A 22,582-nucleotide genomic window follows, 5' to 3' on the forward strand; every position below is an offset into this window, starting at 1 on the left:
GGATCACCGGTCTGTCGCCGACAGTGATCGCCGAGTTGGTGGCGGAGGTCGGGCCCGTGTGGCAGGAGCGGCACCAAGCGGTGCTGGCCGCTCGTCCGCGGAGGCGCGCAGTGGGTGCTGGCGCGAAGTACAAGCTGCTGTTCGTGGACCGGCTGCTGGCCACGCTGATCCATCTGCGGCACGGGGTGACCCACGATGTGCTGGGCTGCTGGTTCGGCGTCAGCCGATCCACCATCACCCGAGCCATCGCCGAGGTCCGGCCGCTGCTGGCCGACCGTGGCTGCACGGTCGAGCCGGGAATCTGGTTGCGCACGCTGGCCGAGGTGATCGAGTACCTGGGCGCCAGCGGGCAAACCGCGATCATTGATGCCACCGAGGTCAGGGTTCGCCGACCGGCGGCCAAACGGCCGGACCGCAACGTGTTCGTCTCCGGCAAGAACAAGCAGAACGCAATCAAAGCCATGGTGATCACCGACGCAGACGGTCACCTGCTCTTCTGCGGACAAGCCGAGCCCGGAAGTTGCGCCGACATCACCCAGGCCCGCCGGTCGGGACTGGTCGAGCTACTGGCCACCGGTCCGCCAGTGCAGATCCTGGCCGACGCCGGCTACCAGGGCCTGGGTGCCGAGACCGCCGGTCAGGTAGTGACACCGCCGCACCGCAAATTCCGCAAGAACGCCCCGGCCTGGTACGAAGAGCTCCACGCCGCCCAGCGCCACGCCCATTCCGTCCGCCGCATCCGGGTCGAACACGGCATCGCCCACCTGAAGAACTGGCGCTCTCTCGCCCGCCATCACGGCCGCCGCGAACACCTCGCCGACATAGCCAAAGCCGCTGCAGCACTGCTGTCCCATCAACAGGCCGCAACGCACCCGGCCGAACTCCAGGCATAACTTCGGTCGCTCGGCGAATACCCGACACGCCACCACAACCATGCACGAGGTCGTTAGTAGTGGATCTGGCCCTAGGTTCCCGTGGATAGTCAGGAACTGGTTACCCACAGTCCGTGATGGACAAGCGGTGTAGAGGCAGATCGCAGGCTGCGGCCTTTGCGGGAGCTGTGTCCTCCTGATACGGCGTTGGTACTCACGTCCCGAGCCAGACGCGGTCGAAGCTGTGTTGGTAGGTGGCGGCCATGTCGTTGGGCTGGGTGGTGCGGAGGTGGAGCACGGGGGCGTGGGATGCGGGGATGCCGTAGGCGTGGGGGTTGATCAGGAGGTCGTCGTCGGATCGGTAGATGGAGTTGTAGAGGACTGTGTCGTGTAGGCGGATCTCTACATTGTCGAGGTCGCGTAGGGGTTCGTAGAGGACTAGGGCGTTGCGGATCTTGGCGGCTAGGGAGTCGCCTACGCCTTCGTCTGCGCCTCGTTCGGAGATGCGGGGGCCGTCTGGGTTGCCGAGGAGGATGCGGACGGTGACGCCGTCTCGGGCCTTGTCGGCGATGGTTCGTATGACGCCTTGGTCTTCGGCGAGGAAGAGGCCGGCGTAGGCGAGGATGCCGATCTCGTGGCGTGCGCTGGCGAAGTGGTGTTGCCAGACGGCTCGGGGGACGGCCCAGCGGTGCGGGTAGGTGGCGAGGATCTGGGCGCCCGGTGGTTCGGGGAGCGGGCGCGGTGCGGAGAGCTGGGGCCACAGGTCGTCTGCGGTGTGGTCCAGGAGGGCACAGAGGGTCGCTCGGTGGCGGGGGTAGGGGATGCGGCCGGACAGCCAGCGGTGGACGGTCTTGGGGTCTACGTCGAGACGCTTGGCCACGTCGTCTTTGGTGAGCTGGGCCTCTTCGAGGGCTCGCCGCAACAGGTCGTTCACCGGACCTCCCGAGATGCAAGGTAGGACTGACGCTAACAGAAGACGTCCCTAGACGTCCCTAGTTGCCGGTGGAGAGGTCCCGGCCGGCCAACGAGGCTTCTGGACACGCCCGAGGTGCCGCACCTGCGGTTTCTCAGCGGTCAAGTCCCCAAGCAACCTCGTTGAGGAGGCCCCATGTCCTTCGACCGGCCCCGTGAGACCGATGCCGAGCCGACGTCCTTCTCTGGTCTGAGCGTGGCCGAGGCGCGGTTGGCCGCGCTCGGCGCTCACCTGCGTGCGCATCGCCTTGTCGTCGAGTTGACCTCGGCGGGACTGGCAGTGCGCAATCCGGACGCGCCCGGTTGCTGCGATGAGAACCCCGTCCTGTCCGACAAGATCACGTGTCGGCCCTTCGATCGGGACGGCGGTCACCTCTGGTTCTTCGACTCGTCGGGGCACCCGATCACCGAAGCCGAGCGCATCGTCGACGCGGTCGTGTGGATCAAGGGCAGGCTCGCCGACCGGGACAGCCTTCCCGCGGTGGAGGGCACGCTCTGATGGCGCGGGCTGCTGGACGGCATCGGCGTACCTGCTCGCCGCCACAACCCTCGCGAAGGACCGTCAGCCCTCGTCCGCAGGCGGACGCGGCGGGGCGGTGGGTTGTTGTCTCCCCTGCGAGCATGCCCACGCACCACCCTGCCTCCCGCCCGCCTACGGCGAGTACCGAAGGCGGTGGCGGGAAGCATCGGCGTGGGCTTGCTCGGCGCATCCTCGGCGCCTTCGTGGATCTGGGGTGAGAGTCCGAGGTCAGGTGAGGCCCAGAGTGGTCGCCGCTCTGGGCCTCATACGTGTGTGGTGGGGTGCACGGTGACACGTGCCTCGGGTGCCGCGTACCGAAGAATCGCCGAGGTATTGCGGGCGCGTATCGCGGACGGGTCCTATCCCGCTGGCGGGCGGTTGCCTGGAGAGCATGAGCTGAGCAGAGAGTTCGCCGTGGCCCGTGACACAGTACGGCGTGCGCTGCGGCTGCTCCAGGACGAGGGGCTGATCAGGGTCGTGACGGGCCTGGGCAGGTTCGTGCCGTCCGTTCCCGCTGACAACGTCGGGCCGACGTACGAGCGCATCGCGGCTGACCTTAGGGGGCTGATCGAGAGCGGCTCGTTGCCGGTCGGCAGTCGCTTGCCGAGCGAGGCGAGGATCTGCGAGCGCTACGGCGTCGCGCGGTTCACCGCGAGGCGGGCTTTAGAGCGGTTGGAGGCCGCTGGTCTGGTGGAGTGCGTTCACGGTCGGGGACGGTTCGTCCTGCCAAGACGTCCCTAGATGGTCCCGCGGCGTCCGTGGATGTCCAGTGACCTGCCCGTAGCGTCAGGGACATGGACAGCACCGCCGAGTGGGCACGCGAAATCGCACGTCATCACCTGGAGAGCGCGTTGCCGCGCCGCTGGGCGCACACGCAAGGTGTCGCTCGCCAGGCTAGGACGCTCGCGCCCCTACTCGGCGACCGTGCTGGCCTGCTTGAGGCCGCCGCTTGGCTGCACGACCTCGGGTACGCGCCTGACCTCGTCGTGACTGGGTTCCATCCCCTCGACGGCGCGCGCTTCCTGCGGGACGCTCACTACGCGGACGAGCATCTGTGTCGGCTCGTGGCTCATCACTCATGCGCGGTTGTGGAGGCTCGGGAACGCGGGCTCGTCGACGAGCTGACGAGCGAGTTCGGGACCGAGCCTCCGGAACTGACGGATTCACTCATCTACTGCGACATGACCACGAGTCCGGACGGTGAGGAGTTGGCGGTAGAGGATCGGCTTTCGGAGATCCTGTCCCGGTACGGTGACGGCCATCTCGTCACCCGCTCCATCACCACGTCGTCCCCGCACATCATCGGCGCCGTTCACCGCGTTCGGGACGAGCTGATGTCTGCACCGATGAGCCGGTCAGGTGATGACCGGCTGTTGCCTATTCTCCAGGTAGTGGCCGATGCGGAGCTTCATCGATCGGTCCATTTGCCTGTCTGCGGCCTTGTCGGCGGGGATCCAGAGGACTTCGCTTGACTCGTCGCTTGGGCGGGGTTCGCCGCCTATGGGGCGCGCTGTGAGCAGGATCGAGAACTCCTGGCGGACCTCGTCGTTGCTCGTGTAGTGGATCAGGTGCTTGGGGTCTGAGTAGATGCCGACGAGGCCGATGATCTCGCAGTCGACGCCGGTCTCTTCTTTGGTTTCGCGGATCGCGGCCTGTGCGACGGATTCGCCCAGGTCTATCGCGCCTCCCGGTACCGCCCAGTTGTCGTTGTCGGTGCGGCGAATCATGAGGATCTCACCGTTGTCGTTGGCAACGACGACGTTGACGGACGGGACGAGGCTGTTGGCCTCGGGGGCGTTGGGGTCGTCGTAGTAGTCGATCCTGCGGCCCAAGTCAGTCCCCCGGTGGTAGTGGCTTGGCGGCTTCCCAGACGCGCTCGAAGCTCTCCATGTAGGTCGTGACGACCTCGCCACCGGGGAGCCGGCGAAGATGCCAGAACGGGGCATCTGAGGCGCCTATGCCGTAGACGTGCGTATTGACGAACATCTGGTCATCGGCGAAGTAGATCGAGTTGTAGAGCACCGTGCCATGCAACCGGAACTCGACGTTCTCCAGGACGCGCAGTTTCTTGTACAGCACGATCACGTATTGGATCTTGCTGGCAAGGGTGTCGCCGATGCCCTCGTCCTCGCCACGTTCGGCGACCTGTGGAGATTCCGGGTCTCCGAGGAGGATGCGGACGCGAACACCGGCCTTGGCCTTGTCGGCGAGGATGCGTTGAGCGCCGGTGTCCTCGGCGAGGAAGACGCCGCTGTAGACCAGGATACCGATCTCGTTTTGCGCTTCGGCGAACAGACGTCCCCACGCGTCCCTTGGGACGGCCCAGCGATGCGGATAGAGGGTGACAAGCTCGCTGTCGGACGCCGAGGTGATCTGTTCCTTCGTCAGAGCCTCGGGCCACAGGTATGTCTCATCCACGCCGAGACGAGAAGCCACTGCGTAACGGTGTCGCCGGTACGGAGTGCGGTCCTGCGTGATCCACCGTTCGACGGTCTTGGGATCGACCTCGATCGCCTCGGCGAGCGCGGCGAGGGTCATGCCCCGTTGAAGCAGCGCGGCGCGTAGGCGTTCGTTGGGCAAGGCACCTGTCCGAATCCGGGACGTCCTGGGACGCGGTCAACCCTACGAGGACGTCATGAACACGTCCAGTCATGTAGTGATCCCGTCCCACGGGTCAGGCGCACTCTCTTCTCACACCGCAGCACCGACCGCCCGAACCGTCCCCGCCGGACACGGGCCTTACGAGAGGAGTGGTCGCAAATGATCCTCGTTCTGGCCTCCATCGTCGCCGTCTTCCTCGCCGGCTCCACCTGCGGAATCTTCGCGATGCTGGTCATCGGCATCCACGCCGAGGAGCGCCGCGCGATGCGGCGCGATTCCTCGCCGTCCCGCATCGGCAACGCGTCCCGTCGCGTCCTCACCACGCGCACGACGTGCGACGACGCTCCCGAGCGCGTTCCGGCGGGGCGGTGACCCGATGCGGATGCCTCGTCTCATCACCGGTCACCGCTGCCCGTGCGGCGCGCGAGTCGACCCCGGCAACCGCAGGTGCCGCAAGTGCCGTGCCCGCGCCCGCTGGATGCGGCGCGGGCGCGGCCCCGGCCGTCCCGACATGTGGCCGTAGGGGGTGAGCGCGTGAACGTCTCGATTCCCTTGGTCGCCATCCTCGGCGCGGTCGTCTGGCTCGCGTGGCGCTACATGGGCCTGCGCGCGTGGCACGTCGCGGTGTGCCTGCTGTTCGGGTTCTTCCTCGCCGCGACCAGCGCCGCCCCGGACATCCGCCGATTGGTGACCGTCCTCGTCCAGTCCCTCTCTCAGAACTGACGTCCCGCTGGAAGGGAGTGATGCCCCAGTGCCCGACATCCCTCAGCACGTCAAGGTCGACCTTCAGGGGGTCCGTGCCCGCAACCTCGCCGCCCGTGAAATCGTCTCTGCCCTGTCGGAGGCGATGCCGTCCATCGCCGATCTGTGGCTGCGCATCAATTCCGCGCTCGCCGATTCCCCCGCCCTCGTCTCCGAGGTGTCGCGCCTGAGAGCCGAGCTGGTGAGGCTGCGCCGTGACCGCGCGAACCTGGCAGCCGCGGGACGCGCCACCCTCAAGGCCGAACGTGACGCCGAACCTGACCCGCTGTACTACCTGCGCGACGAGTTGCGCGCCCAGGGACACCTTCCGCCGGACGCGTGGGGGCGTTCATGAGCCGGACGCGGCAGATGCGGCGGCACGCACAGAAGATGCGCCGCAACGGGCTCCAACCGATGGTCATCATCGACCGTGAAGACCAGTTCCCCGATATCGCCGCTGTGCTGGTGGCTCGGGCGCTGTGGCGGTACCGGTCCGAACTCGCTCCCCTGTACCTGGTGACCGCGCTCGCCGTCTCGGGCCTCGTCCTCCATGCGGCTCGCCCGCACTGGTGGCCGTACCTCCTCGTCCTCGCGACGGTGGCCGCGTGGGTGCTGGCGATGTTCAGTGACCGGTTCGGGCTCGCCCTGCGCGTGGAACGGCTGTACGGCGCGGCCGTGGTCATGGGGGCCGGTGGGTGGCTGGCTGCGGTGACCGCGCTCGGTATCGCATTCTCGCCGTTGCCCCAGGTGCTCGCCGTGGGTGGCTTCGCGCTTGCCATGCCGTGGTGGGTGCATCGGCGGCGGCGCGCCAAGGTGCGGGTCGATCGGCAGATCGCCGCATGGCCTGAGATCGCGCAGTCGATCGGGCTCGCCGGCTCCCGTGCACAGTCCGCCGTGGTGGACGTGTGGGGATGGCGTGCGCGGTTCGCGCTCGCCCGTGGCCAGACCATCCAGGACGTCACCGCGAAAGTGCCCGCGATCGAATCGGCGCTCGGGACGTTCCGCGGCGCGGTGCGCGTCTTCCCCACACGCGACGACAAGGCCAACCGGTTCGAACTCCGGGTGCTCAACACCGACCCGCACGCCGATGCGATTCCGTGGCCCGGGCCGTCCGTCTCGTCCATTACCGAGCCGATCGACCTCGGACCGTTCGAGGACGCGACGAGTGCGCGTGTTCTGCTGCTGCGTCGTCACGGGCTCATTGGAGGCGTGGCCGGCTCGGGAAAGAGCGGCGGAATCAACGTCCTGATGGGCAACCTCAGCGCGTGCCGCGACGTGGTCATCTGGGCCATCGACCTCAAGCGCGGCATGGAGTTGCAGCCGTGGGCGTCCTGTATCGATCGGCTCGCCACCACGCCGGAGCAAGCCCGCGCCATGCTGCGCGATGCCGTGACGATTCTTGAGGCGCGCGCCGAGTGGCTCACGGCGAACGGGCGGCGCGTCTGGGATCCGACGCCGGAGTTGCCCGCGCTCGTCATCGTCGTGGACGAGTACGCCGAACTCGCCGATGACGCACCGGACGCGGCGAGCGACACGGACTCGATCGCGCGCCGTGGGCGTGCGGTTGCCGTGACGCTCATCGCGGCCACGCAGCGCCCCACGCAGAAGGCCATGGGCAAGGGCGCCGTCCGCTCGCAGATGGACGTCCGGGTGAGTTTCCGCGTCCGCGAGCGCAAAGACGTCGACCTCATCCTTGGGCAAGGGATGCTCAACGCCGGATGGCACGCCCACACCCTCAACGCGCCCGGCAAGTTCCTGCTGTCCGCACCCGAACACGACACGCCCCGACGAGGCCGCGCCTACCTGCTCACAGATGACGCGGTGAGCGAGGCGGCACAGCGGCATGAGGCTCTACGTCCCGTCCTGGACGAGGTCTCGCGGCGCGCGCTGGACGAGGCCAGTACGCCGCTTCTGCGGCCCGTCTCAGCCGCCTCCGTACCGTTGAGGCCGTCCAGGGAAGACCGCGCCGAGAGCGTCCTGCGGGAAGCCCTGGACGGCGCGCCGGACGAGGGGCTTCCGATCGCGCACCTACTCATGATCACCGAGATGAGCCGGCCCACCCTCTACCGGCGCCTCAACGAGCTGGTGAAGACCGGCCGCGCCGTCCAGGTCGGACGAGGCCGCTACAAGGCGTCCGACCACACTCCGTGATCGTCTCAACGTCTCGTCTCACGCGCGCGCCTGCACGTAAGGAGCCGAAAGACACCCGTGAGACGAGACGGAGACGACCACCGTCCGCAACCAAGGAGATGATCGCCAACCCACATCACGCACGCCCCTGGCACACCGCCTCGGGCGAGAGGAGGTGGTGACCGTGCAGGCGTACACCGTCGAGCAAGTGGCCGAGATCCTCAACATCGGCCGAGACAAGGTCTACTTCCTGATCCGCACCGGCCAACTCCACAGCATCAAGATCGGCAAGCTGCGCCGCATCACCGACCGGCACATCGCCGATTTCGTCACCTCCCTCGAAGAGGCCAACCGCTGACAACCGCCGGGAGGTCCGTCCGCGCATGACCGCGAACGGACCTCCCAACCTAGGGACGTCTTGGGACGTCTTGAGTTATGGTCGGTGGTGACCTCGACCGATACGAGGAGGGATCCGGGTGGCGAAGATCCTCATCGGCAAGTACGAGGGCACGATCTACGAGGAGGGCGACGGGTACACCGGCGCTCTCGCACTCGGGACCGGCCCCGACGGCAAACGCAAGCGGCTCAAGAGGAAGGGGCGGACGAAAGCACAGGTCAAAGAGAAGCTCGTCAAGGCCGTCGACGATCTAGAGAAGGGCATCAGGGAGGAGCGGAACCACACAGTCGAGAAGGCCGTGAACGCCCTGCTCACCCACCTCGCCAAGCAAGACAAGAGCGAGGCGACAATGAAGACCTATCGCGGTCTCGCCGATCATCACATCATCGGCAGAATCGGCAAGGTGAAGCTCACCGACCTCACGGCCGACGACGTTGAGGCGTGGCTAGACGACTGCGCCGAGAGCATGACCACGCAGACGCTCAAGATCGTCCATGGTCTTCTACGGAGGTCGATCCGGCTCGCAGAGCGGCGCGACAAGGTCGGGCGCAATGTGGCCCTCTTGGTGGACACCCCCAGAGGCAAGCGGCCTTCAAGGCGGTCGCGCTCGCTCTCCCTGGCACAGGCGACCACCCTTCTCCAGGTAGCACAGGATCCACGGCACCGACTCGGCGCGTACGTCATCCTCGCGATTGTCTCGGGTCTCCGTACGGAGGAACTCCGAGCGCTCACGTGGGCTGACGTGGATCTCAAAGAGAAGGTCGTCTACGTTCTCCGTTCCGACCGGGACGGGGGTGACACCAAGACCAAGAAGAGCCGCCGGGGCATCGCCGTGGCGGACATGGCCGTTGACGCGCTCACGGCGCTGCGCAAGCGGCAGGCCGCAGAGAAACTCGCAGCGGGCGACCTGTGGCAGGGACACAACCTCGTCTTCTGCCGAGAGAACGGGGCGCCCTACACGAGTGACGACGTCCTACGCCGCTTCCAGAGCCTCACACGCACTGCCGGCCTCGGCTCGAACTGGGTGCCGCGCGAGTTGCGGCACACGTTCGTGTCCATCATGAGTGACCAGGGCGTTGCTCTGGAGAAGATCAGCGACCTTGTGGGGCACTCCGGCACCCACACCACGCAGACCGTCTACCGGCATGAACTCCGGCCCGTCATCACCACGGGCGCCGAGAAGATGAACGCCATCTTCAACGGAGACAAGTCCAGGTCAGCCTAGCCATTGGCTCCCGGCCGAACTCCCCTTGACGACATCCGATCCCCTGAGCAGGCACGCAGCAAGATCATCGGGTGCACCCGCATTAGTCACACCACCAGCGCACAGACCACCCCAAGCCCGAGAAAGACACTGCGCGAATCCCCTCACCAGCCAAAACATCCGACCGAATTGTGGCGAGTCAGAGCACATCAACCCACATTGGCTCCCGGACAGAGAGAAGGCGATCGATCCCATGTAACTCAAGATCATCGAACAAAATGGCCGTCATCCCGAACGGCAAGAGCATCGCCACCGCCACCCGCTCAGACCGCGGATGCCACGTCACAGGCCGACCGCGCCCCTCGACCGCAACGCAGCCACCACGGCCCTGATACTCGCCTAACACGTCACCACCCACGGCGAGGACGACCCGTGCGTGGCAGAGCGGCTAAGGAAGCTGGCCCATGGTTGCCCCCTCACTCGAATCACAACAGCCCTCGCCGTCATCACGCTCGCCAGCGTGGCCGCGATCATCCGTACCGCCACGCCTACGAACTCGTCCGCCACCGGCGAGGCAGCCACCACCGCGCACCTCGTCCCCTCGCAGTGAACCGCCTCATCTAGGCAGCGTCCCTGGCGATCCTGGACGCAAGCTGCAGGAAGCAAGCACCCGCCCTAGCCGAGAAGAGCCTCGCCGTAGGCCTCATGGCGACAGTAGGCGCCAACCTCGCGCACGGCGCCACTCACAGCGCCGTCCCGCCCTCGTAAGCGCACGGCCTGCATTAAGGGCCCAGCTGCCCCCGTCGAGATCCTCCTGCTCCTCCCCGCGCCGCAGAGAGCCACACTGCACAACCGGTGGACGGGCAATGCATTGCCTCGGAGGGCCCCGAACCACCAAGCATCGAAGTAGAGCAGACCGCAGAACAAGCCGCACTCACCGAGTACCCCGCCAGTTGGACGGCCCACATCGGCTCCTCTCCAGCGCTGCCTGGTCGAGAAGCATAATGTCGACCGCCGCGAGGTCCAGAGGATCATACGCCCGCACAACAGAGAAAGCATTCACAGAACAGGAGGCAGTGGACGGGAACCCAACGCGACCACGACCTCCTACTTGCCCCCACAAGCCTCCTTTGTAGATCTATGTCAATATCGCTACAACCGTCACATGTTTAACTAGCACAACTTCGCTATCATTGGATATATGGACAACAGTACAGCCACTCCCAACTCAAGAAGGAAAGCATCACTGGTCAATACCTCCCTTTTCGGATACTATTCACCTTGGCACTCCGCAGGGCAGCTCCACTGGGGACAATAATTATCTCGCGCAGAACATTCAACACCCGAAGTCTAATAATGATGCTAGCACTAGGCGCTGGAGCTCCCATGGGCCCACAAAGAGAACAGACGGACTCGTTCGTGCTACTACTCGAACGAGCGGAGTCCGATCTGGTCGACTCTAAAATATCATCCGCCAAGAATTATCTCGATAGGATGCGACACCTTAGAACCGACACCTTCGACAGGGATCCCCAGCTTATTTGCCGCTTCCTACGCGCCCTTGCAGTCGTTCACCGCGACACTAATTCTGTCGAGGGGGCGATCGGCGCTTACGATCAACTACAACTGCTCGCGATACAACTAAAACACAGAGAGTTATTCGGGGAAGCCATAATTGGAAAACTCATGATACTGCTCAACAATGACAGGCTTCCCATAGCTCGTCAAATTGTGCGCTCTTACGACGCTTCCCTATCCGAGATCGACTCCCCGGCATTCCAAGCGGAACGCCTGTTCTGGAAAGCTCGTTTTTTCGAAGAATGCGAGCAGATAGATACCGCTAGGCAGCTGTCACAGAAAGCAATGCTGCCCCTGTCGCGACATGCAGAGCCCGACGACCTCCGAATAGCACGCCATGCGTTTGCCTCCCGCCTAGCCTTGTGTGGACCATCGCGTGATTGGAGAACAGCGGAAGTTGAATTGGAGCGCGCTGCCGATTTGGTCACGTCGGATACACCTTTGTTGCGAAAAGGCCAGCTCATTCAAGGGCAGGCTCTTTTTGAATTAGAATGCGGTGATACAGACAGTGCGATCAGCCTGGCGAAAGCGGCAGAGGAAACATTTTTAGTCGACGGAATCGTAAGTCATCAGTTGCGCCGCCTACACCACAGAATCCGAAAAATCCAGTGAGGTAGCCGTTGCCGTCTTTCGACATCGAAGTCAAAGACTTGTTCACGATAGCACTGGCCGCAGGGTCGCTTGCCTACACCATTTGGACAGACAGATTCAAATACCGTGGTCGACCAAACATCTATGTTCGCAGCGATCCCAGCGAGGAGAGCATTGAACTGGTAGTTCAAAACAATAACAGCTTCGGTATTCAGCTTAGATCGGTGCATGTTTCGAATGTTACGATCTTCAATAGAGACTCTGAGATCGACATTTCAGATCGGGTGCACGGTCGAACACGGTTTCCCTTTATGTTAGTTCCAGGAGAGGAGGGAGTCATCTCGATCTCCAAGAACGATCTGGGGACTAACAGGGTGATAGTCGTGTCAATATCATCGGGAAGAGTGGGAGCGCTTGGGAGGCCACGTATAACTCGGGTCAAATTCCGTCCAACCTAGGAAAGTCATGGGAGACAATTCACTCGACCGCGCCTTAGAAGACGCCGCAGAGAACCTATCGAAGGATTATCGAGCCTATCTCCGCTACTCTTTTAAGGCATTAGAGGCAATAATGCTCAGACTCAACTCAATGTTGCCCAGCGGTGACATCATCGCCATCGACATCGGCTCGGGAACTGGAGAGCCGGCTCGGGTACTTTCCACCCTGGATGCACGAATAAAAATCATATCTACCGACATGTCTACTTTTATGCTCAAGGCCCACCCAGCTAGCAGCACACGGGTAACGGCGCGGGCGGAGTCCCTTCCATTCCGAGACAACTCAGTCCATCTCACTACCACCGTGTGCGCTTTCCACCTTATGGACTCCTTCCAGAGCCTCACTGAAATGCACCGCGTACTCAGACCGGGGGGCATAGCAGCAATAGTAGCTTCCGAGCCGGAAGATCTACAATCTCAAATTTTTCACCGATTCTTTCCGGAGTTCGCAGCACTAGAGGCAGCACGCCATAAATCAATGACCGACATCGCGACACTTGCCGAAACCATCGGCCTGACTTTTACAGATCACTGCAAGGAACATTTCACGCTACAGTTCAGCTCCTATAAGGAAGTGATCGATATAGTGCGAGATAAACCATTTTTCGGTTTGCAGCAACTAGATGGAGCAACTTACGAGCACAGCTTACAGAATTTTTCCAGAATGTTAGAACAATCATTCCCATCCGGCCCGGTTTGCAGCCCTTCCGCACTCACCTTAGGAATGTTTCGAAAACGATCACAATAATAAGGGAAGGTCTTATCCTCGATAAGCATCGGTGCATCGCAGGTGCGATACGGGCGCATGGACACCGCGGTGCATAGGGGCGCGCGTTGATCAGAAGGTTGTCATCGGCGCGGTAGATCGCGTTGTAAGCACGGTGTCATGGAGTCGGATCCCAACGCCGTCCACGTCGCCGGTTGGCCGGTGGTGGACTAGGGCGTCGCGGATCTTCGCCGCCATTGGCTCGTCTGCGCCCTCGTCACTCCCCCGCTCCGCAACACGCGTCCCTTCCGAGTTCCCAGGCGGGACCCGCACATGAACACTGCCCTCTGCCCTGACAGTGCGCGCACGGACGATACCCGGGTGGTCGCAAGCGGCGAGTTGATGCCATAGGGCTGCCTCGTTCCTGCAGACCAATGCGGTAAAGCGTTTACAGTGCCGTGCGTACGGACGCTGCCGCCGTGCCACCGATAAACGGTCTTGGAATCGACACCCATCTGCGCCGCGACGTCTCGCTCGGTCGTGTGTACGGTATTGGCTGGCGAGGAGGCACAGGGTACCAAGCCTCGCGGAGCGGTGGCCCTGATGGCGGGCAGCGGGGTGTCCGAGATTCCAGGACTCTGCGTGCGGGATGCTGCGGTTTCGACCTGGCTGTGCGCCCTCCATACAGGGATCATGCCCGCTTCTCTGTGGCGTTACCGGGTGGTCGACCTGGCCGGGGCCTTGGTGTCTTCCTCTAACCAGGGTTAACTGGTGATGGCGGGTGTGGTGGTGATGGTGAGGTCGGTGGTAGTCAGGCAGCCGTCGATCGGATCGGGGTGGTTCTGGATCACCTTGAGCCGGTGCTTGATCATGCGGGTCAGGTGGTTCAGATCGGCGGCCAGGGAGTTGGCCATGGAGCGTTTCAGCAGGGACCACACACTCTCGGTCGGGTTGAGTTCGGGAGCGTAGGCCGGCAGGTGGAACACCGTGAGCCAGTCGGTGTGGGCGTCGATGAACGCCCGCATCGCCGTCGAGTGGTGGATGTTCAGGTTGTCCCAGACCAGCACGATCTTCCCGCCGGGCAGCTGCTGGCGGGCACCGTTCAGCATGTTCTTGTACTCGGTCAGGGTGAAGGCGGCGCGTTCGCCTTTGCGGCGGCGGTAGTGGTGCAGCCGGTAGATCAGCCGGGACCGCTTACCGGGGCGGTAGCAGACCATCCCGGCGACCGAGATGCGGGCGCCGTGTTCGCCGCCGCGCACCCTCACCTGCGGCCGGTGTCCCCGGCGGCTCCAGGAGCGTCCTTTGGGCGGCCTGAGCCCCTGACCGGTCTCATCGAGGAAACAGATCCAGGCGCCCAGGTCTCCGCGGTGGTTCCACCTGCGGCCACACCTGCTCTTTCCATACCTGCACGGCGTGATCGTCACGTTCGATGGCGCGGCGTCCGGGCACCCGCACCGACCAGCCATTGCGGCGCAGCAGCAGCGACACCCCGGGCAGGGTGTAGTCGATCCCGAACAGCCGACGGATCAGCGCGGCCACCCGGCCCAGCGTCCATCGCTGGTCATCGGCATAGCCGTGCGCGGCCGGCCCGCGATTCAACTCAGCCTCCAGCCGCGCGAACGCCACATGGTCCAGCCGCGGCCGCCGATGCGGGCCCCTGGACCGCAACGCCTCGGCACCGCCCTCGCGCCAGGTCCGCCGCCATTCCTCCACCTGCCGCAGCCCGACTCGCAACTCGGCGGCGATCCACGCGTTGGGCCGCTCCTCACCGAACCACTGCGCCGCCTGCATCCGGACCTGTTCTCGCCGTTGGCGGCCGACGGCGCTCATCCCACCGCCCTGGGGGTATCTGGCCATGCCACCGGCATACGCCCACACCACCAGCCCGTCCACTCACCCGCCGCCATCACTCATTAACCCTGGTTAGCGGGTTTCGGGCGGCTGCCTGCGGCGAGGTGTTCATGAACCCCCGGAATGCTCTTCTGGGCGGGGTCTCGGTTCTGGTGGGCGGGTTTTGGTTTGGTGATAAAGGTGGGGGGCGGGGTTTGGGGTTGGGGTGCATTGCCGGCGGTGGTCGGGCGGGGATAATCCGCTCGTGGTCAGCGATGTCGCTCCTCCGTTGAACGAGGACTTTCGGCTGGTCGAGGGGCTCCGGAGGCAGCGGCCCGGGGCGGTCGGCCATGTCTACAACGTGTACGGGCCCCAACTCGTCGAGTATGCGGAGGGGCTGCTCGGCGACCGTGGGCGGGCGGTGGAGACCGTCCGGGCGGCGTTGCTCGCGTTGCGGGCGAAGGGGGCGGACGTCCCGGACGCGGGAACGTTCCGGGACTGGCTGTACGAGCTGGTGCGGGACGAGTGCCGGGCGCCGGTGCGGGCGGGACGGCGGCGGGTCGTGGTGGTCGGGGCGGCGGCCGCAGCGGTGTTGGTCGCGGGGATCGTCGTGGTGTTGGAGTCGGGTGGCGACGGGAAGCCCGAGAGGGCGCCGACGGTGGCGGTGGTCAAGCCGACGCCGAGCCTTCCTTCGGCGACGGTCTCGCCGGCGCAGCAGAAGGACGAGCGGAAGAAGCGGGACGGCAAGAAGAAGCAGGACGCGCCCGCCGCCGCGAAGCCCAAGAAGCGCGAGCCGGCTGGGCCTGGGCGGCTGGTGGTGGGCGACGGCGGGTGCCATGGGATCGGTGTCGCGGGGTTGCCGCGGTCGTGTCCGGTGCGGCTGACGGCGGTGGGCGGGACGGTGCACTGGGCGGTGACGTCGGTCCGCTCGCGGGGCGGGCGGGTCAGCGCGTCCGGTGGAGGGACGCTCAGCGCCGGCCGGTCCACGACGGTGAACGTGGTGGTGCGGCCTTCGGTGCTCTGCTATGTCGGCGGGGGTGGCGGCGGGTCGGTGTCCTTCTCGCCGGGCGGAACCGCGACCGTCTCCTACACGTGCTGGCGCCGCTAGTAGGATCACGCTCCATGTCGCGAGCGACCTCCCGGGACCCTGATCGGCTGGTCCTGTTCACCGACGCGGTCGTGGCGATCGCCGTGACCCTCCTGGTGCTGCCGCTGGTCGACGTGGTCCCGGAGACGGTCCGCGCGCACGGGGCGTCCAGCGAGGTGATCACCGACCACAAGGCGCAGATCTACAGCTTCCTGCTCAGCTTCGTGGTGATCACCCGGTTGTGGCTCGTGCACCACGGGGCGTTCGAGCACATCCGCGGCTACACCCGCCCGCTGATCCTGTGGAACGCGGGCTGGGTGCTGGCCATCGTCGTGCTGCCGTTCACCACCGAGATGGTCGCCTCCTACTCCGCGCACGACCGCTTCACCACCGCGCTCTACATCGGCAACGTCCTCGCCGCCGCCGCGTGCCAGACGGTGGTCACGGTGATCTCCTACCGGGACTCCGACGTCGCGTCCGAGGACGATCCGCCGACGATCGGCGCGGTCCGCGGCGGGCTGTCCACCGTGCTGCTGCTGCTCGTCGCGCTCGTGCTGGCCGCGCTGTTCTCCGACGTCTCCTACTACGGGCTCCTGTTGCTGTTCCTGGAGCCGCTGGTGAGCAGGGGCTGGCGGCTCATCGGGGTCTGACCGCGCCGTCCGTGACGAGGGAGCGGGCCCAGGCGTAGTCGGGTTTGCCGACGGGGGTGCGGCGCACGGCGTCCACGAAGCGGTAGAGGCGGGGCACCTTGTAGCCGGCGAGGTGGGCGCGGCAGTGCGCGGTGAGGGACTCCTCGTCTGCGGGCGTTCCATCGGCCCAGGTCAGGACGGCGGCGACGCGGTGGCCGAACCTCGGGTCGGCGGCGCCGACGACCACGGCGTCCGCAACGGACGGATGGCCGCGCAGAACCGTCTCGACCTCCTCGGCGAACACCTTCTCGCCGCCGGTGTTGATGACCAGGGAGCCGCGGCCCAGCAGCGTGACGGTGCCGTCGTCCTCGACGCGGGCGTGGTCGCCCTGCAGCGCCCACCGCCGCCCGTCGGGGTCGTGGACGAAGGTCGCGGCCGTCTTCCGCTCGTCGCCCCAGTAGGCCACCGGAATATGGCCGGTGCGGGCGACCAGTCCCTCCTCGCCGGACGGGACCGGACGCAGGTCGTCGCCGAGGACCGCGAAGTCGGGGGCGAGCCGGAAGCGGCCGTCGCCTTCGCTGACGCCCATCGCTCCGGTCTCGGTGCCGCCGAGGTTGTCGGAGATGTAGACGCCGGGCAGCGCGGCCTCCAACCGCTCCTTGACGCCGGACGACAGCGGCGCGCCGCCCGATCCAAACCCGAAGATCTCCAGGTCGAGGTGCCGGCCGGTGGCGAGCTCGTCCGCGACGGGACCGGCCATCCCGTTGCCGACCAGCATGAACACCTGGCTGCGTTCGCGGGCGGCGAGTTCCAGCGCGGAGCGGGCGTCGAAGTGCCGGCCGGTCCACAGGATCGCCGTGCCGCCCGTGGTGAGCGCGATCAGCGTCATCCACTGGCCGCCGCCGTGCATCAGCGGGGCGTGCACCTGAACGCGCATCGGCTCGCGCTCGGCGCATCCGGCCAGTTCCTCCGGGGACGCGATGATCGAGCCGCCGCCGTAGGTGCCGCCGCCGAGGGCCGCGAAGAAGATGTCCTCCGATCGCCACAGGACGCCCTTGGGAAGGCCGGTGGTGCCGCCGGTGTAGAGCAGGTACGGGTCGTCGGACGAGCGCGGCCCGAAGCCCGGGTCCGGGGACGCGGCGGCCAGCGCCTTCTCGTACTCGGCGTCGGCGGACGGACCGGGCCCGTCGTCGATGGCGACGACGTGCCGCAGCCGCGGCAGCCGGGCGCGGTCGACGCCGCCCAGCAGGGACCGTTCGGCGACCAGCGCGACGCATCCGGAGTCGCCGAGCAGGTGCGCGAGCTCGTCGGCGACGTACCGGTAGTTGACGTTGACGGGTGCCGCGCGGAGCTTGAAGCAGCCGAGCATCGCCTCGACCCACTCGGCCCGGTTGTAGGACAGGATCCCCACATGGTCGCCGGGTTCGACGCCCGCGCCGGCCAGGTGGTGCGCGACCCGGTTCGCGCGCGCGTCCAGCTCCGCGTAGGTCAGCCGCACCGGTCCCGCGACCAGCGCCGTGCGGTCGGGGCAGGCGCCGGCCACCACCTCGAAGAGGTCCGCGAGGTTGAACGAGCGCGTCACGAGCGCGCTCCCCGCACCAGCCGTCCCGGCAGCTCGCCGGTGTGCTCGCCGTCGGCGAAGACCTGCGTGCCGGAGACGAACGTGGCGAGGTAGCCGTCGGCGCGCTGGACGAGGCGCCGCCCGCCCGCGGGCAGGTCGTACAGCATCTCCGGCCGGCGGTTGGCGATGCGGTCGAAGTCGATGAGGTTGAGGTCGGCCTTCATGCCCTCGGCGATGACGCCGCGGTCGGCCAGCCCGTACAGCCGGGCCGTGTCGCGGGTCATCAGCCGCACGACGTGCTCCAGCGGCAGCTTCTCGCCGCGCCGCCGGTCGCGCGCCCAGTGGCTCAGCATGGTGGTGGGCAGGGACGCGTCGCAGATGAAGCCGCAGTGCGCGCCGCCGTCGCCGAGGCCGAGCACGGCCCGCGGATGGGTGAGCATCTCGCGGACGGGGTCGAGGCTGCGTTCGGAGTAGTTCAGCAGCGGCAGCAGCATCAGGTTGCGGCCGTCGTCCTCCAGCAGCAGGTCGTAGAACAGGTCGAGCGGGTCGCGCCCGGTGGCGGCGGCGCGGGCGGCCACCGAGTCCTGCGGCGCGGGCTCGTAGTCGGGACGGTCGTCGTCCAGCGGGAACAGCCGGTCCAGGCAGCCGCGGACCATGCCCGCCAGCAGGTTCTCCTCGGCCGGGCGCTCGGCGAGGATCCTCGCCCGGACCTCGGGGTCGCGCATCCGGGCCACCCGTTCCGGCAGCGGCAGCAGCGACAGCTCGGACACGTACGTCGGGTGGTCGCCGAACGCGTGCAGCGTCTCCAGCCCGATCAGCATCCCGAACGGCCGGCCCGCCACCTGCGGGTGCAGCCGCGCGTCGGTGCCGGCCGACAGCTCCATCAGCTCGCGCCACAGGTCGGGCGCGGCGTCGACCTGCAGCAGCGCGAACGACACCGGCCGGTCGATCGCCTCCGACAGCCGCCGCATCCACCGGACCTCGTCGGGCGGGGAGTTGACGTCCTCGCCGGCGGCGCCGACGGGCGCGATCTCGTAGACGCCGGTCCCGAGTTCGCGCAGCGCCTCGCCGATGCCGAACAGCTCGTCCTCGGCGGCGAACGTGCCGGGCACGGGCTCGCCGTCGATGGCCCGGTGGGCGAGGGTGCGGGAGGTGGAGAAGCCGAGCGCACCCGCGGCGACGCCCTCCTTGACGATCGCCTTCATCGCGGCGATGTCGTCCGCGGTGGCGGGTTCGTTGCGGGCGCCGCGCTCCCCCATGACGTACGCGCGGACGGCGCCGTGCGGGACCTGCGTGCCGATGTCCATGGTGCGGGACGTCCGGTCCAGCGCGTCCAGGAACTCCGGGAAGCTCTCCCACTCCCAGGTGATGCCCTCGGCGAGCGCGGAGCCGGGGATGTCCTCGACGCCCTCCATCAGGCCGATCAGCCAGTCGTGCCGGTCGCGGCGGGCCGGGGCGAACCCGACGCCGCAGTTGCCCATGACGACCGTGGTGACGCCGTGCCAGGACGACGGGGCGAGGATCGGGTCCCAGGTGGCCTGCCCGTCGTAGTGGGTGTGGATGTCGACGAAACCGGGGGTGAGCAGGGCGCCGTCGGCGTCGACCGTGCGGCGGGCGGCGCCGGCCTCGCCGCCGACCGCGGTGATCCGGCCGCCGGTGACGGCGACGTCGGCGTGGTAGGGGGCCGCGCCGGTGCCGTCCACGACCCGGGCGTTCCTGATCACCAGATCATCCATCGGGGCCACTCCTCCCGGCGCCGCGGCGCCGAACCGGCGGATCGCTCTGAGACTTATGTCTAGACCAGCGTCTCAACCCGAACAAGCGATTGGCCGTTTCCTGCCATGGTGACCGCGCCGCGGACCGCCGACAAGGGCGCCGCCCGCCGGCCCGGCGACGACATGACACGGTCTTTGCCCGAAAGGTCCGTTTCACCGCCGCGCGGCGGGTACGCCGATAAGGAAATACGACACTTCGACCTGGTCAGGGAGGTATCCCCATGACTGGGATGACGGATTCCCCGCGCACCCGGATGGCCGGGATGCTCAAGACCCCCCGCAGCCGCGGCATGCTCAGCGGACTCCTGCTGATGCTGCTCGGCCTGTGGGGCGGCCTCATCCCGTTCGTCGGCCCCTACTTCGACTTCGGGTTCGGGTCCGGCGGTGCGTGGGTCTACAACAACGACCGGCTGGTCCTGTCCATCCTCCCGGCGATCGCCGTGATCCTGGGCGGGCTCATGCTGCTGTTCAGCGCCAACCGTCCGATCGCCCTCCTCGGCTCCTGGCTCGCCATCCTGGGCGGCCTGTGGTTCGTGGTGGGCACCACCATCGCACCGCTGTGGAACACGAGCCTGGGCTCGGCCCTCGGCGGGCAGACCCGCCGGATCGCCGAGCAGCTCTCGTTCTTCCAGGGGCTGGGCGCCTTCACCATCATGCTGGCGTCGATGGCCCTCGGCCGGTTCCTGGTGGTCGGCGTGCGGGAGGCCCGGCGGGCCGACGCCGCGCACGCCGAACGCGACCGCGCCGCCACCGCGGCCGCCGCCCGGGAACGCACGGCCGGCGGGTCGACCGCCGCTCCGGAATGGGAGCCCCAGGAACGGCAGCGCCAGAACGGCCGGCACCAGCACACGGCCGCCGACCGAACCTGGCGTGTGACCCCGCCCTCGCGCCGGTAGGCCGGCCCGGGAGGACGGCGAGGCCCGGCGGCGCATCCCGCGCCGCCGGGGCTTCGCCTTGCCCGCACCTGCGGATTTATCGGGGTTTAACCCCGCCTGAGGCATGCTCGGCGCATGCGTGTGCTGATCGTTGAGGATGAGCGGGTGCTCGCGGACACGATCGCCGACGGGCTGCGCGAGGAGGCCATGGCGGTGGACGTGGTCTACGACGGCGACGACGCGCTGGAACGGGCGTCCTGCAACGAGTACGACGTGGTCGTGCTCGACCGGGACCTGCCGACGGTGCACGGCGACGAGGTGTGCCGCGAGCTGGCGGCCCGCCGCGGCCCGGCCCGGATCCTGATGCTGACGGCGGCCGGGGACGTCGAGGACCGGGTCGACGGGCTGACCCTCGGCGCCGACGACTACCTGCCCAAGCCGTTCGTGTTCGGCGAGCTCGTGGCGCGGGTGCGGGCGCTCGCGCGGCGGTCGGGGACGCCGGTGCCGCCGGTGCTGGAGAGCCGCGGGATCCGGCTCGACCCGCACCGGCGGCGGGTCGCGCGCGACGGCCGGGAGCTGCGGCTGACGAACAAGGAGTTCGCCGTGCTGGAGGAGCTGCTGCGCGCCGAGGGCGGGGTGGTGAGCGCCGAGCGGCTGCTGGAGCGGGCCTGGGACGAGAACATCGACCCGTTCAGCAACATCGTGCGGGTGACGATGGCGACGCTGCGCCGCAAGCTCGGCGAGCCCTCGGTGATCGAGACGGTGACGGGGTCGGGCTACCGGCTGGAGGCGCGGTGAACATGCGCGGGATGCTGCGGACGCCGAGGCTGAGCGTCCGGACGCGGCTGACGCTGGTGTACGGGTCGCTGTTCCTGGTGATGTCGGCGGTGCTGGTCGCGGTGACGTACCTGCTGACGGTGCGGACGCTGGACCAGCGGCTGCCGGCGCGGACCACCGTCGACCCGCAGACGATGGCGAAGCTGCGGATGCTGGCGAAGACGCAGGACCTCAACCAGGTCATGGCGCTGAAGGCCGAGGCGGACCGGCAGCTGACGCAGCAGAAGCACAGCGTGCTCGAGCAGCTGCTGCAGAGCTCGCTGCTGACGATGCTGGTGCTCGGCGTCCTGGCGGTGATGATCGGCTACCTGGTGGCGGGGCGGATGCTGCGCCCGCTGCACAAGGTGACCGCGACGGCGCGGCGGCTGTCGGAGAGCACCCTGCACGAGCGGATCGCGCTGGACGGGCCGCAGGACGAGATCAAGGACCTGGCCGACACGTTCGACCGGATGCTGGACCGGCTGAACCGGGCGTTCGACGCGCAGCGCCGGTTCGTCGCGAACGCCTCGCACGAGCTGCGCACGCCGCTGACCATCAACCGGACGGTGCTGGAGGTGGCCATCGCCAGCCGCAAGAACCCGCCGGAGACCAAGGCGCTCGCGGACGTGCTGCTCGGCAACACCGAACGGCACGAGCGGCTGATCGACGGGCTGCTGCTGCTCGCCAGGTCCGAGCGGGAGCCGGCCGATCCCGCGCCGACGGCGCTGCCGGACGTGGTGCGCGGTGCCCTCGGCGAGCTGGACGGACGGACCGGCGAGGTGGACGTGGAGGCGCGGCTGGCGCCCGCGGAGGTGGCGGGTGATCCGGTGCTGCTGGAGCGCTGCGCGATGAACCTGCTGGAGAACGCGGTGAAGTACAACGTGCGGGACGGGCGGGTGTGGGTGCGCACCGGCGTCCGGGACGGGCAGGCGTTCCTGCAGGTGGTGAACACGGGGCGGCCCGTCCCGCTGTACGAGGTGGCGGGCCTCTTCGAGCCGTTCCGGCGGCTGCGGGCCGACCGGGTCGGGTCGGCGGACGGCGCGGGCCTCGGCCTGTCGATCGTGCGGGCGGTGGTGGGCGCGCACGGCGGGACGATCGAGACGGTCCCGCGGCCGGGCGGCGGGCTGTCGATCACCGTCCGGCTGCCCGTCCTGTCGCGCGCCGCCGCCCCGGTGCCGGTGTGACCGCCGGCCGGCGCGG

Annotated in this window: 24 protein-coding genes; 17 read left to right on the forward strand and 7 right to left on the reverse strand. The window is 67.3% G+C overall.

Features of this window, described 5'->3' with window-relative positions; genetic code table 11:
- Positions 1-23 precede the first annotated feature (23 nt).
- Positions 24-893, forward strand: a complete 870-nt coding sequence (locus QP089_RS38300) for a transposase family protein (protein ID WP_285918734.1) — start codon at positions 24-26, stop codon at positions 891-893.
- Positions 894-1,086: 193 nt separating this feature from the next.
- On the opposite strand, the gene QP089_RS38305 is transcribed toward QP089_RS38300, so the two are convergent.
- Entirely contained in the window at positions 1,087-1,806 is a 720-nt protein-coding gene (locus QP089_RS38305; protein WP_285918736.1) for a helix-turn-helix domain-containing protein, read from the reverse strand.
- Between the two features lie 174 nt (positions 1,807-1,980).
- Between QP089_RS38305 and QP089_RS38310 the strand changes: the two genes are divergently transcribed.
- The 3 genes from QP089_RS38310 (at position 1,981) to QP089_RS38320 (ending at position 3,836) form a co-directional block, all read left to right on the forward strand.
- A complete protein-coding gene (locus QP089_RS38310; RefSeq protein ID WP_285918738.1) occupies positions 1,981-2,343 on the forward strand; it encodes a hypothetical protein in 363 nt (120 codons plus the stop codon).
- A 309-nt stretch (positions 2,344-2,652) separates the two neighbouring features.
- On the forward strand, positions 2,653-3,105 hold the full coding sequence (locus tag QP089_RS38315; RefSeq protein WP_285918740.1) for a GntR family transcriptional regulator: 453 nt from the start codon (positions 2,653-2,655) through the stop codon (positions 3,103-3,105).
- Between the two features lie 53 nt (positions 3,106-3,158).
- Positions 3,159-3,836, forward strand: a complete 678-nt coding sequence (locus QP089_RS38320) for an HD domain-containing protein (RefSeq protein WP_353070670.1) — start codon at positions 3,159-3,161, stop codon at positions 3,834-3,836.
- Here QP089_RS38320 and QP089_RS38325 read toward each other — a convergent pair.
- Together QP089_RS38325 and QP089_RS38330 are read right to left on the reverse strand one after the other, a co-directional pair.
- The gene (locus QP089_RS38325; protein ID WP_285918742.1) at positions 3,720-4,196 is read right to left on the reverse strand and encodes an NUDIX domain-containing protein; all 477 of its coding nucleotides are present in this window, start codon (positions 4,194-4,196) and stop codon (positions 3,720-3,722) included. The genes QP089_RS38320 and QP089_RS38325 overlap by 117 nt on opposite strands.
- Before the next feature lies 1 nt (position 4,197).
- Positions 4,198-4,944, reverse strand: a complete 747-nt coding sequence (locus QP089_RS38330) for a helix-turn-helix domain-containing protein (protein ID WP_285918744.1) — start codon at positions 4,942-4,944, stop codon at positions 4,198-4,200.
- A 180-nt stretch (positions 4,945-5,124) separates the two neighbouring features.
- Here QP089_RS38330 and QP089_RS38335 point away from each other — a divergent pair, with 180 nt between their 5' ends.
- From QP089_RS38335 to QP089_RS38370, 8 genes are all read left to right on the forward strand, one after another.
- Complete coding sequence (locus tag QP089_RS38335; RefSeq protein ID WP_285918746.1) at positions 5,125-5,337, forward strand: hypothetical protein; 213 nt, start codon at positions 5,125-5,127, stop codon at positions 5,335-5,337.
- A gap of 162 nt (positions 5,338-5,499) precedes the next feature.
- The gene (locus QP089_RS38340) at positions 5,500-5,688 is read left to right on the forward strand and encodes a hypothetical protein (RefSeq protein ID WP_089324693.1); all 189 of its coding nucleotides are present in this window, start codon (positions 5,500-5,502) and stop codon (positions 5,686-5,688) included.
- 28 nt (positions 5,689-5,716) lie between these two features.
- Positions 5,717-6,061: a hypothetical protein gene (locus tag QP089_RS38345; RefSeq protein WP_285918749.1), complete on the forward strand. Its 345-nt coding sequence runs from the start codon at positions 5,717-5,719 to the stop codon at positions 6,059-6,061.
- The gene (locus QP089_RS38350; protein WP_285918751.1) at positions 6,058-7,857 is read left to right on the forward strand and encodes an FtsK/SpoIIIE domain-containing protein; all 1,800 of its coding nucleotides are present in this window, start codon (positions 6,058-6,060) and stop codon (positions 7,855-7,857) included. Before QP089_RS38345 ends, QP089_RS38350 begins: the two co-directional genes overlap by 4 nt.
- 157 nt (positions 7,858-8,014) lie before the next feature.
- Positions 8,015-8,194 (forward strand): helix-turn-helix domain-containing protein, encoded by a 180-nt coding sequence (locus tag QP089_RS38355; RefSeq protein WP_285918753.1) that lies wholly within the window; start codon positions 8,015-8,017, stop codon positions 8,192-8,194.
- Between the two features lie 118 nt (positions 8,195-8,312).
- A complete protein-coding gene (locus QP089_RS38360) occupies positions 8,313-9,458 on the forward strand; it encodes a tyrosine-type recombinase/integrase (RefSeq protein WP_285918754.1) in 1,146 nt (381 codons plus the stop codon).
- Between the two features lie 1,398 nt (positions 9,459-10,856).
- Positions 10,857-11,627, forward strand: coding sequence for a hypothetical protein (locus tag QP089_RS38365; RefSeq protein WP_285918756.1), 771 nt, complete (start codon positions 10,857-10,859; stop codon positions 11,625-11,627).
- A 444-nt stretch (positions 11,628-12,071) separates the two neighbouring features.
- Positions 12,072-12,851, forward strand: coding sequence for a class I SAM-dependent methyltransferase (locus tag QP089_RS38370; RefSeq protein ID WP_285918758.1), 780 nt, complete (start codon positions 12,072-12,074; stop codon positions 12,849-12,851).
- 722 nt (positions 12,852-13,573) lie between these two features.
- Here the strand turns inward: QP089_RS38370 and QP089_RS38375 are convergent.
- Positions 13,574-14,233: an IS630 family transposase gene (locus QP089_RS38375; RefSeq protein WP_285918760.1), complete on the reverse strand. Its 660-nt coding sequence runs from the start codon at positions 14,231-14,233 to the stop codon at positions 13,574-13,576.
- Positions 14,139-14,639, reverse strand: a complete 501-nt coding sequence (locus tag QP089_RS38380) for a winged helix-turn-helix domain-containing protein (RefSeq protein ID WP_285918762.1) — start codon at positions 14,637-14,639, stop codon at positions 14,139-14,141. The genes QP089_RS38375 and QP089_RS38380 overlap by 95 nt, the downstream gene beginning before the upstream one ends.
- Positions 14,640-14,904: 265 nt before the next feature.
- Between QP089_RS38380 and QP089_RS38385 the strand changes: the two genes are divergently transcribed.
- Together QP089_RS38385 and QP089_RS38390 are read left to right on the forward strand one after the other, a co-directional pair.
- Positions 14,905-15,747: an RNA polymerase sigma factor gene (locus QP089_RS38385; protein ID WP_285918764.1), complete on the forward strand. Its 843-nt coding sequence runs from the start codon at positions 14,905-14,907 to the stop codon at positions 15,745-15,747.
- Between the two features lie 14 nt (positions 15,748-15,761).
- The gene (locus QP089_RS38390) at positions 15,762-16,376 is read left to right on the forward strand and encodes a TMEM175 family protein (protein ID WP_285918765.1); all 615 of its coding nucleotides are present in this window, start codon (positions 15,762-15,764) and stop codon (positions 16,374-16,376) included.
- Here the strand turns inward: QP089_RS38390 and QP089_RS38395 are convergent.
- Positions 16,363-17,937 carry an AMP-binding protein gene (locus QP089_RS38395; protein WP_285918767.1) on the reverse strand — a complete coding sequence of 525 codons (1,575 nt, stop codon included), beginning with the start codon at positions 17,935-17,937 and terminating at the stop codon, positions 16,363-16,365. The genes QP089_RS38390 and QP089_RS38395 overlap by 14 nt on opposite strands.
- Positions 17,934-19,652, reverse strand: a complete 1,719-nt coding sequence (locus QP089_RS38400; protein ID WP_285918769.1) for an N-acyl-D-amino-acid deacylase family protein — start codon at positions 19,650-19,652, stop codon at positions 17,934-17,936. Before QP089_RS38400 ends, QP089_RS38395 begins: the two co-directional genes overlap by 4 nt.
- A 260-nt stretch (positions 19,653-19,912) precedes the next feature.
- Between QP089_RS38400 and QP089_RS38405 the strand changes: the two genes are divergently transcribed.
- From QP089_RS38405 to QP089_RS38415, 3 genes are all read left to right on the forward strand, one after another.
- The gene (locus QP089_RS38405) at positions 19,913-20,587 is read left to right on the forward strand and encodes a hypothetical protein (protein ID WP_285918771.1); all 675 of its coding nucleotides are present in this window, start codon (positions 19,913-19,915) and stop codon (positions 20,585-20,587) included.
- A gap of 114 nt (positions 20,588-20,701) precedes the next feature.
- On the forward strand, positions 20,702-21,364 hold the full coding sequence (locus QP089_RS38410; protein ID WP_285918773.1) for a response regulator transcription factor: 663 nt from the start codon (positions 20,702-20,704) through the stop codon (positions 21,362-21,364).
- A 2-nt stretch (positions 21,365-21,366) separates the two neighbouring features.
- Entirely contained in the window at positions 21,367-22,566 is a 1,200-nt protein-coding gene (locus QP089_RS38415; protein ID WP_285918825.1) for a sensor histidine kinase, read from the forward strand.
- Positions 22,567-22,582 lie beyond the last annotated feature (16 nt).

The sequence above is a fragment of the Actinomadura opuntiae genome (genome assembly GCF_030283205.1).
Lineage (GTDB): Bacteria > Actinomycetota > Actinomycetes > Streptosporangiales > Streptosporangiaceae > Spirillospora.

Bases quoted from the DNA above. Each gene is read 5' to 3' on its own strand.
- QP089_RS38370 (WP_285918758.1), top strand. From the start codon at position 12,072: ATGGGAGACAATTCACTCGACCGCGCCTTAGAAGACGCCGCAGAGAAC.
- QP089_RS38380 (WP_285918762.1), bottom strand. From the start codon at position 14,639: ATGAGCGCCGTCGGCCGCCAACGGCGAGAACAGGTCCGGATGCAGGCG.
- QP089_RS38405 (WP_285918771.1), top strand. From the start codon at position 19,913: ATGACTGGGATGACGGATTCCCCGCGCACCCGGATGGCCGGGATGCTC.
- QP089_RS38400 (WP_285918769.1), bottom strand. From the start codon at position 19,652: ATGGATGATCTGGTGATCAGGAACGCCCGGGTCGTGGACGGCACCGGC.
- QP089_RS38335 (WP_285918746.1), top strand. From the start codon at position 5,125: ATGATCCTCGTTCTGGCCTCCATCGTCGCCGTCTTCCTCGCCGGCTCC.
- QP089_RS38350 (WP_285918751.1), top strand. From the start codon at position 6,058: ATGAGCCGGACGCGGCAGATGCGGCGGCACGCACAGAAGATGCGCCGC.
- QP089_RS38310 (WP_285918738.1), top strand. From the start codon at position 1,981: ATGTCCTTCGACCGGCCCCGTGAGACCGATGCCGAGCCGACGTCCTTC.
- QP089_RS38320 (WP_353070670.1), top strand. From the start codon at position 3,159: ATGGACAGCACCGCCGAGTGGGCACGCGAAATCGCACGTCATCACCTG.
- QP089_RS38415 (WP_285918825.1), top strand. From the start codon at position 21,367: ATGCGCGGGATGCTGCGGACGCCGAGGCTGAGCGTCCGGACGCGGCTG.
- QP089_RS38410 (WP_285918773.1), top strand. From the start codon at position 20,702: ATGCGTGTGCTGATCGTTGAGGATGAGCGGGTGCTCGCGGACACGATC.
- QP089_RS38390 (WP_285918765.1), top strand. From the start codon at position 15,762: ATGTCGCGAGCGACCTCCCGGGACCCTGATCGGCTGGTCCTGTTCACC.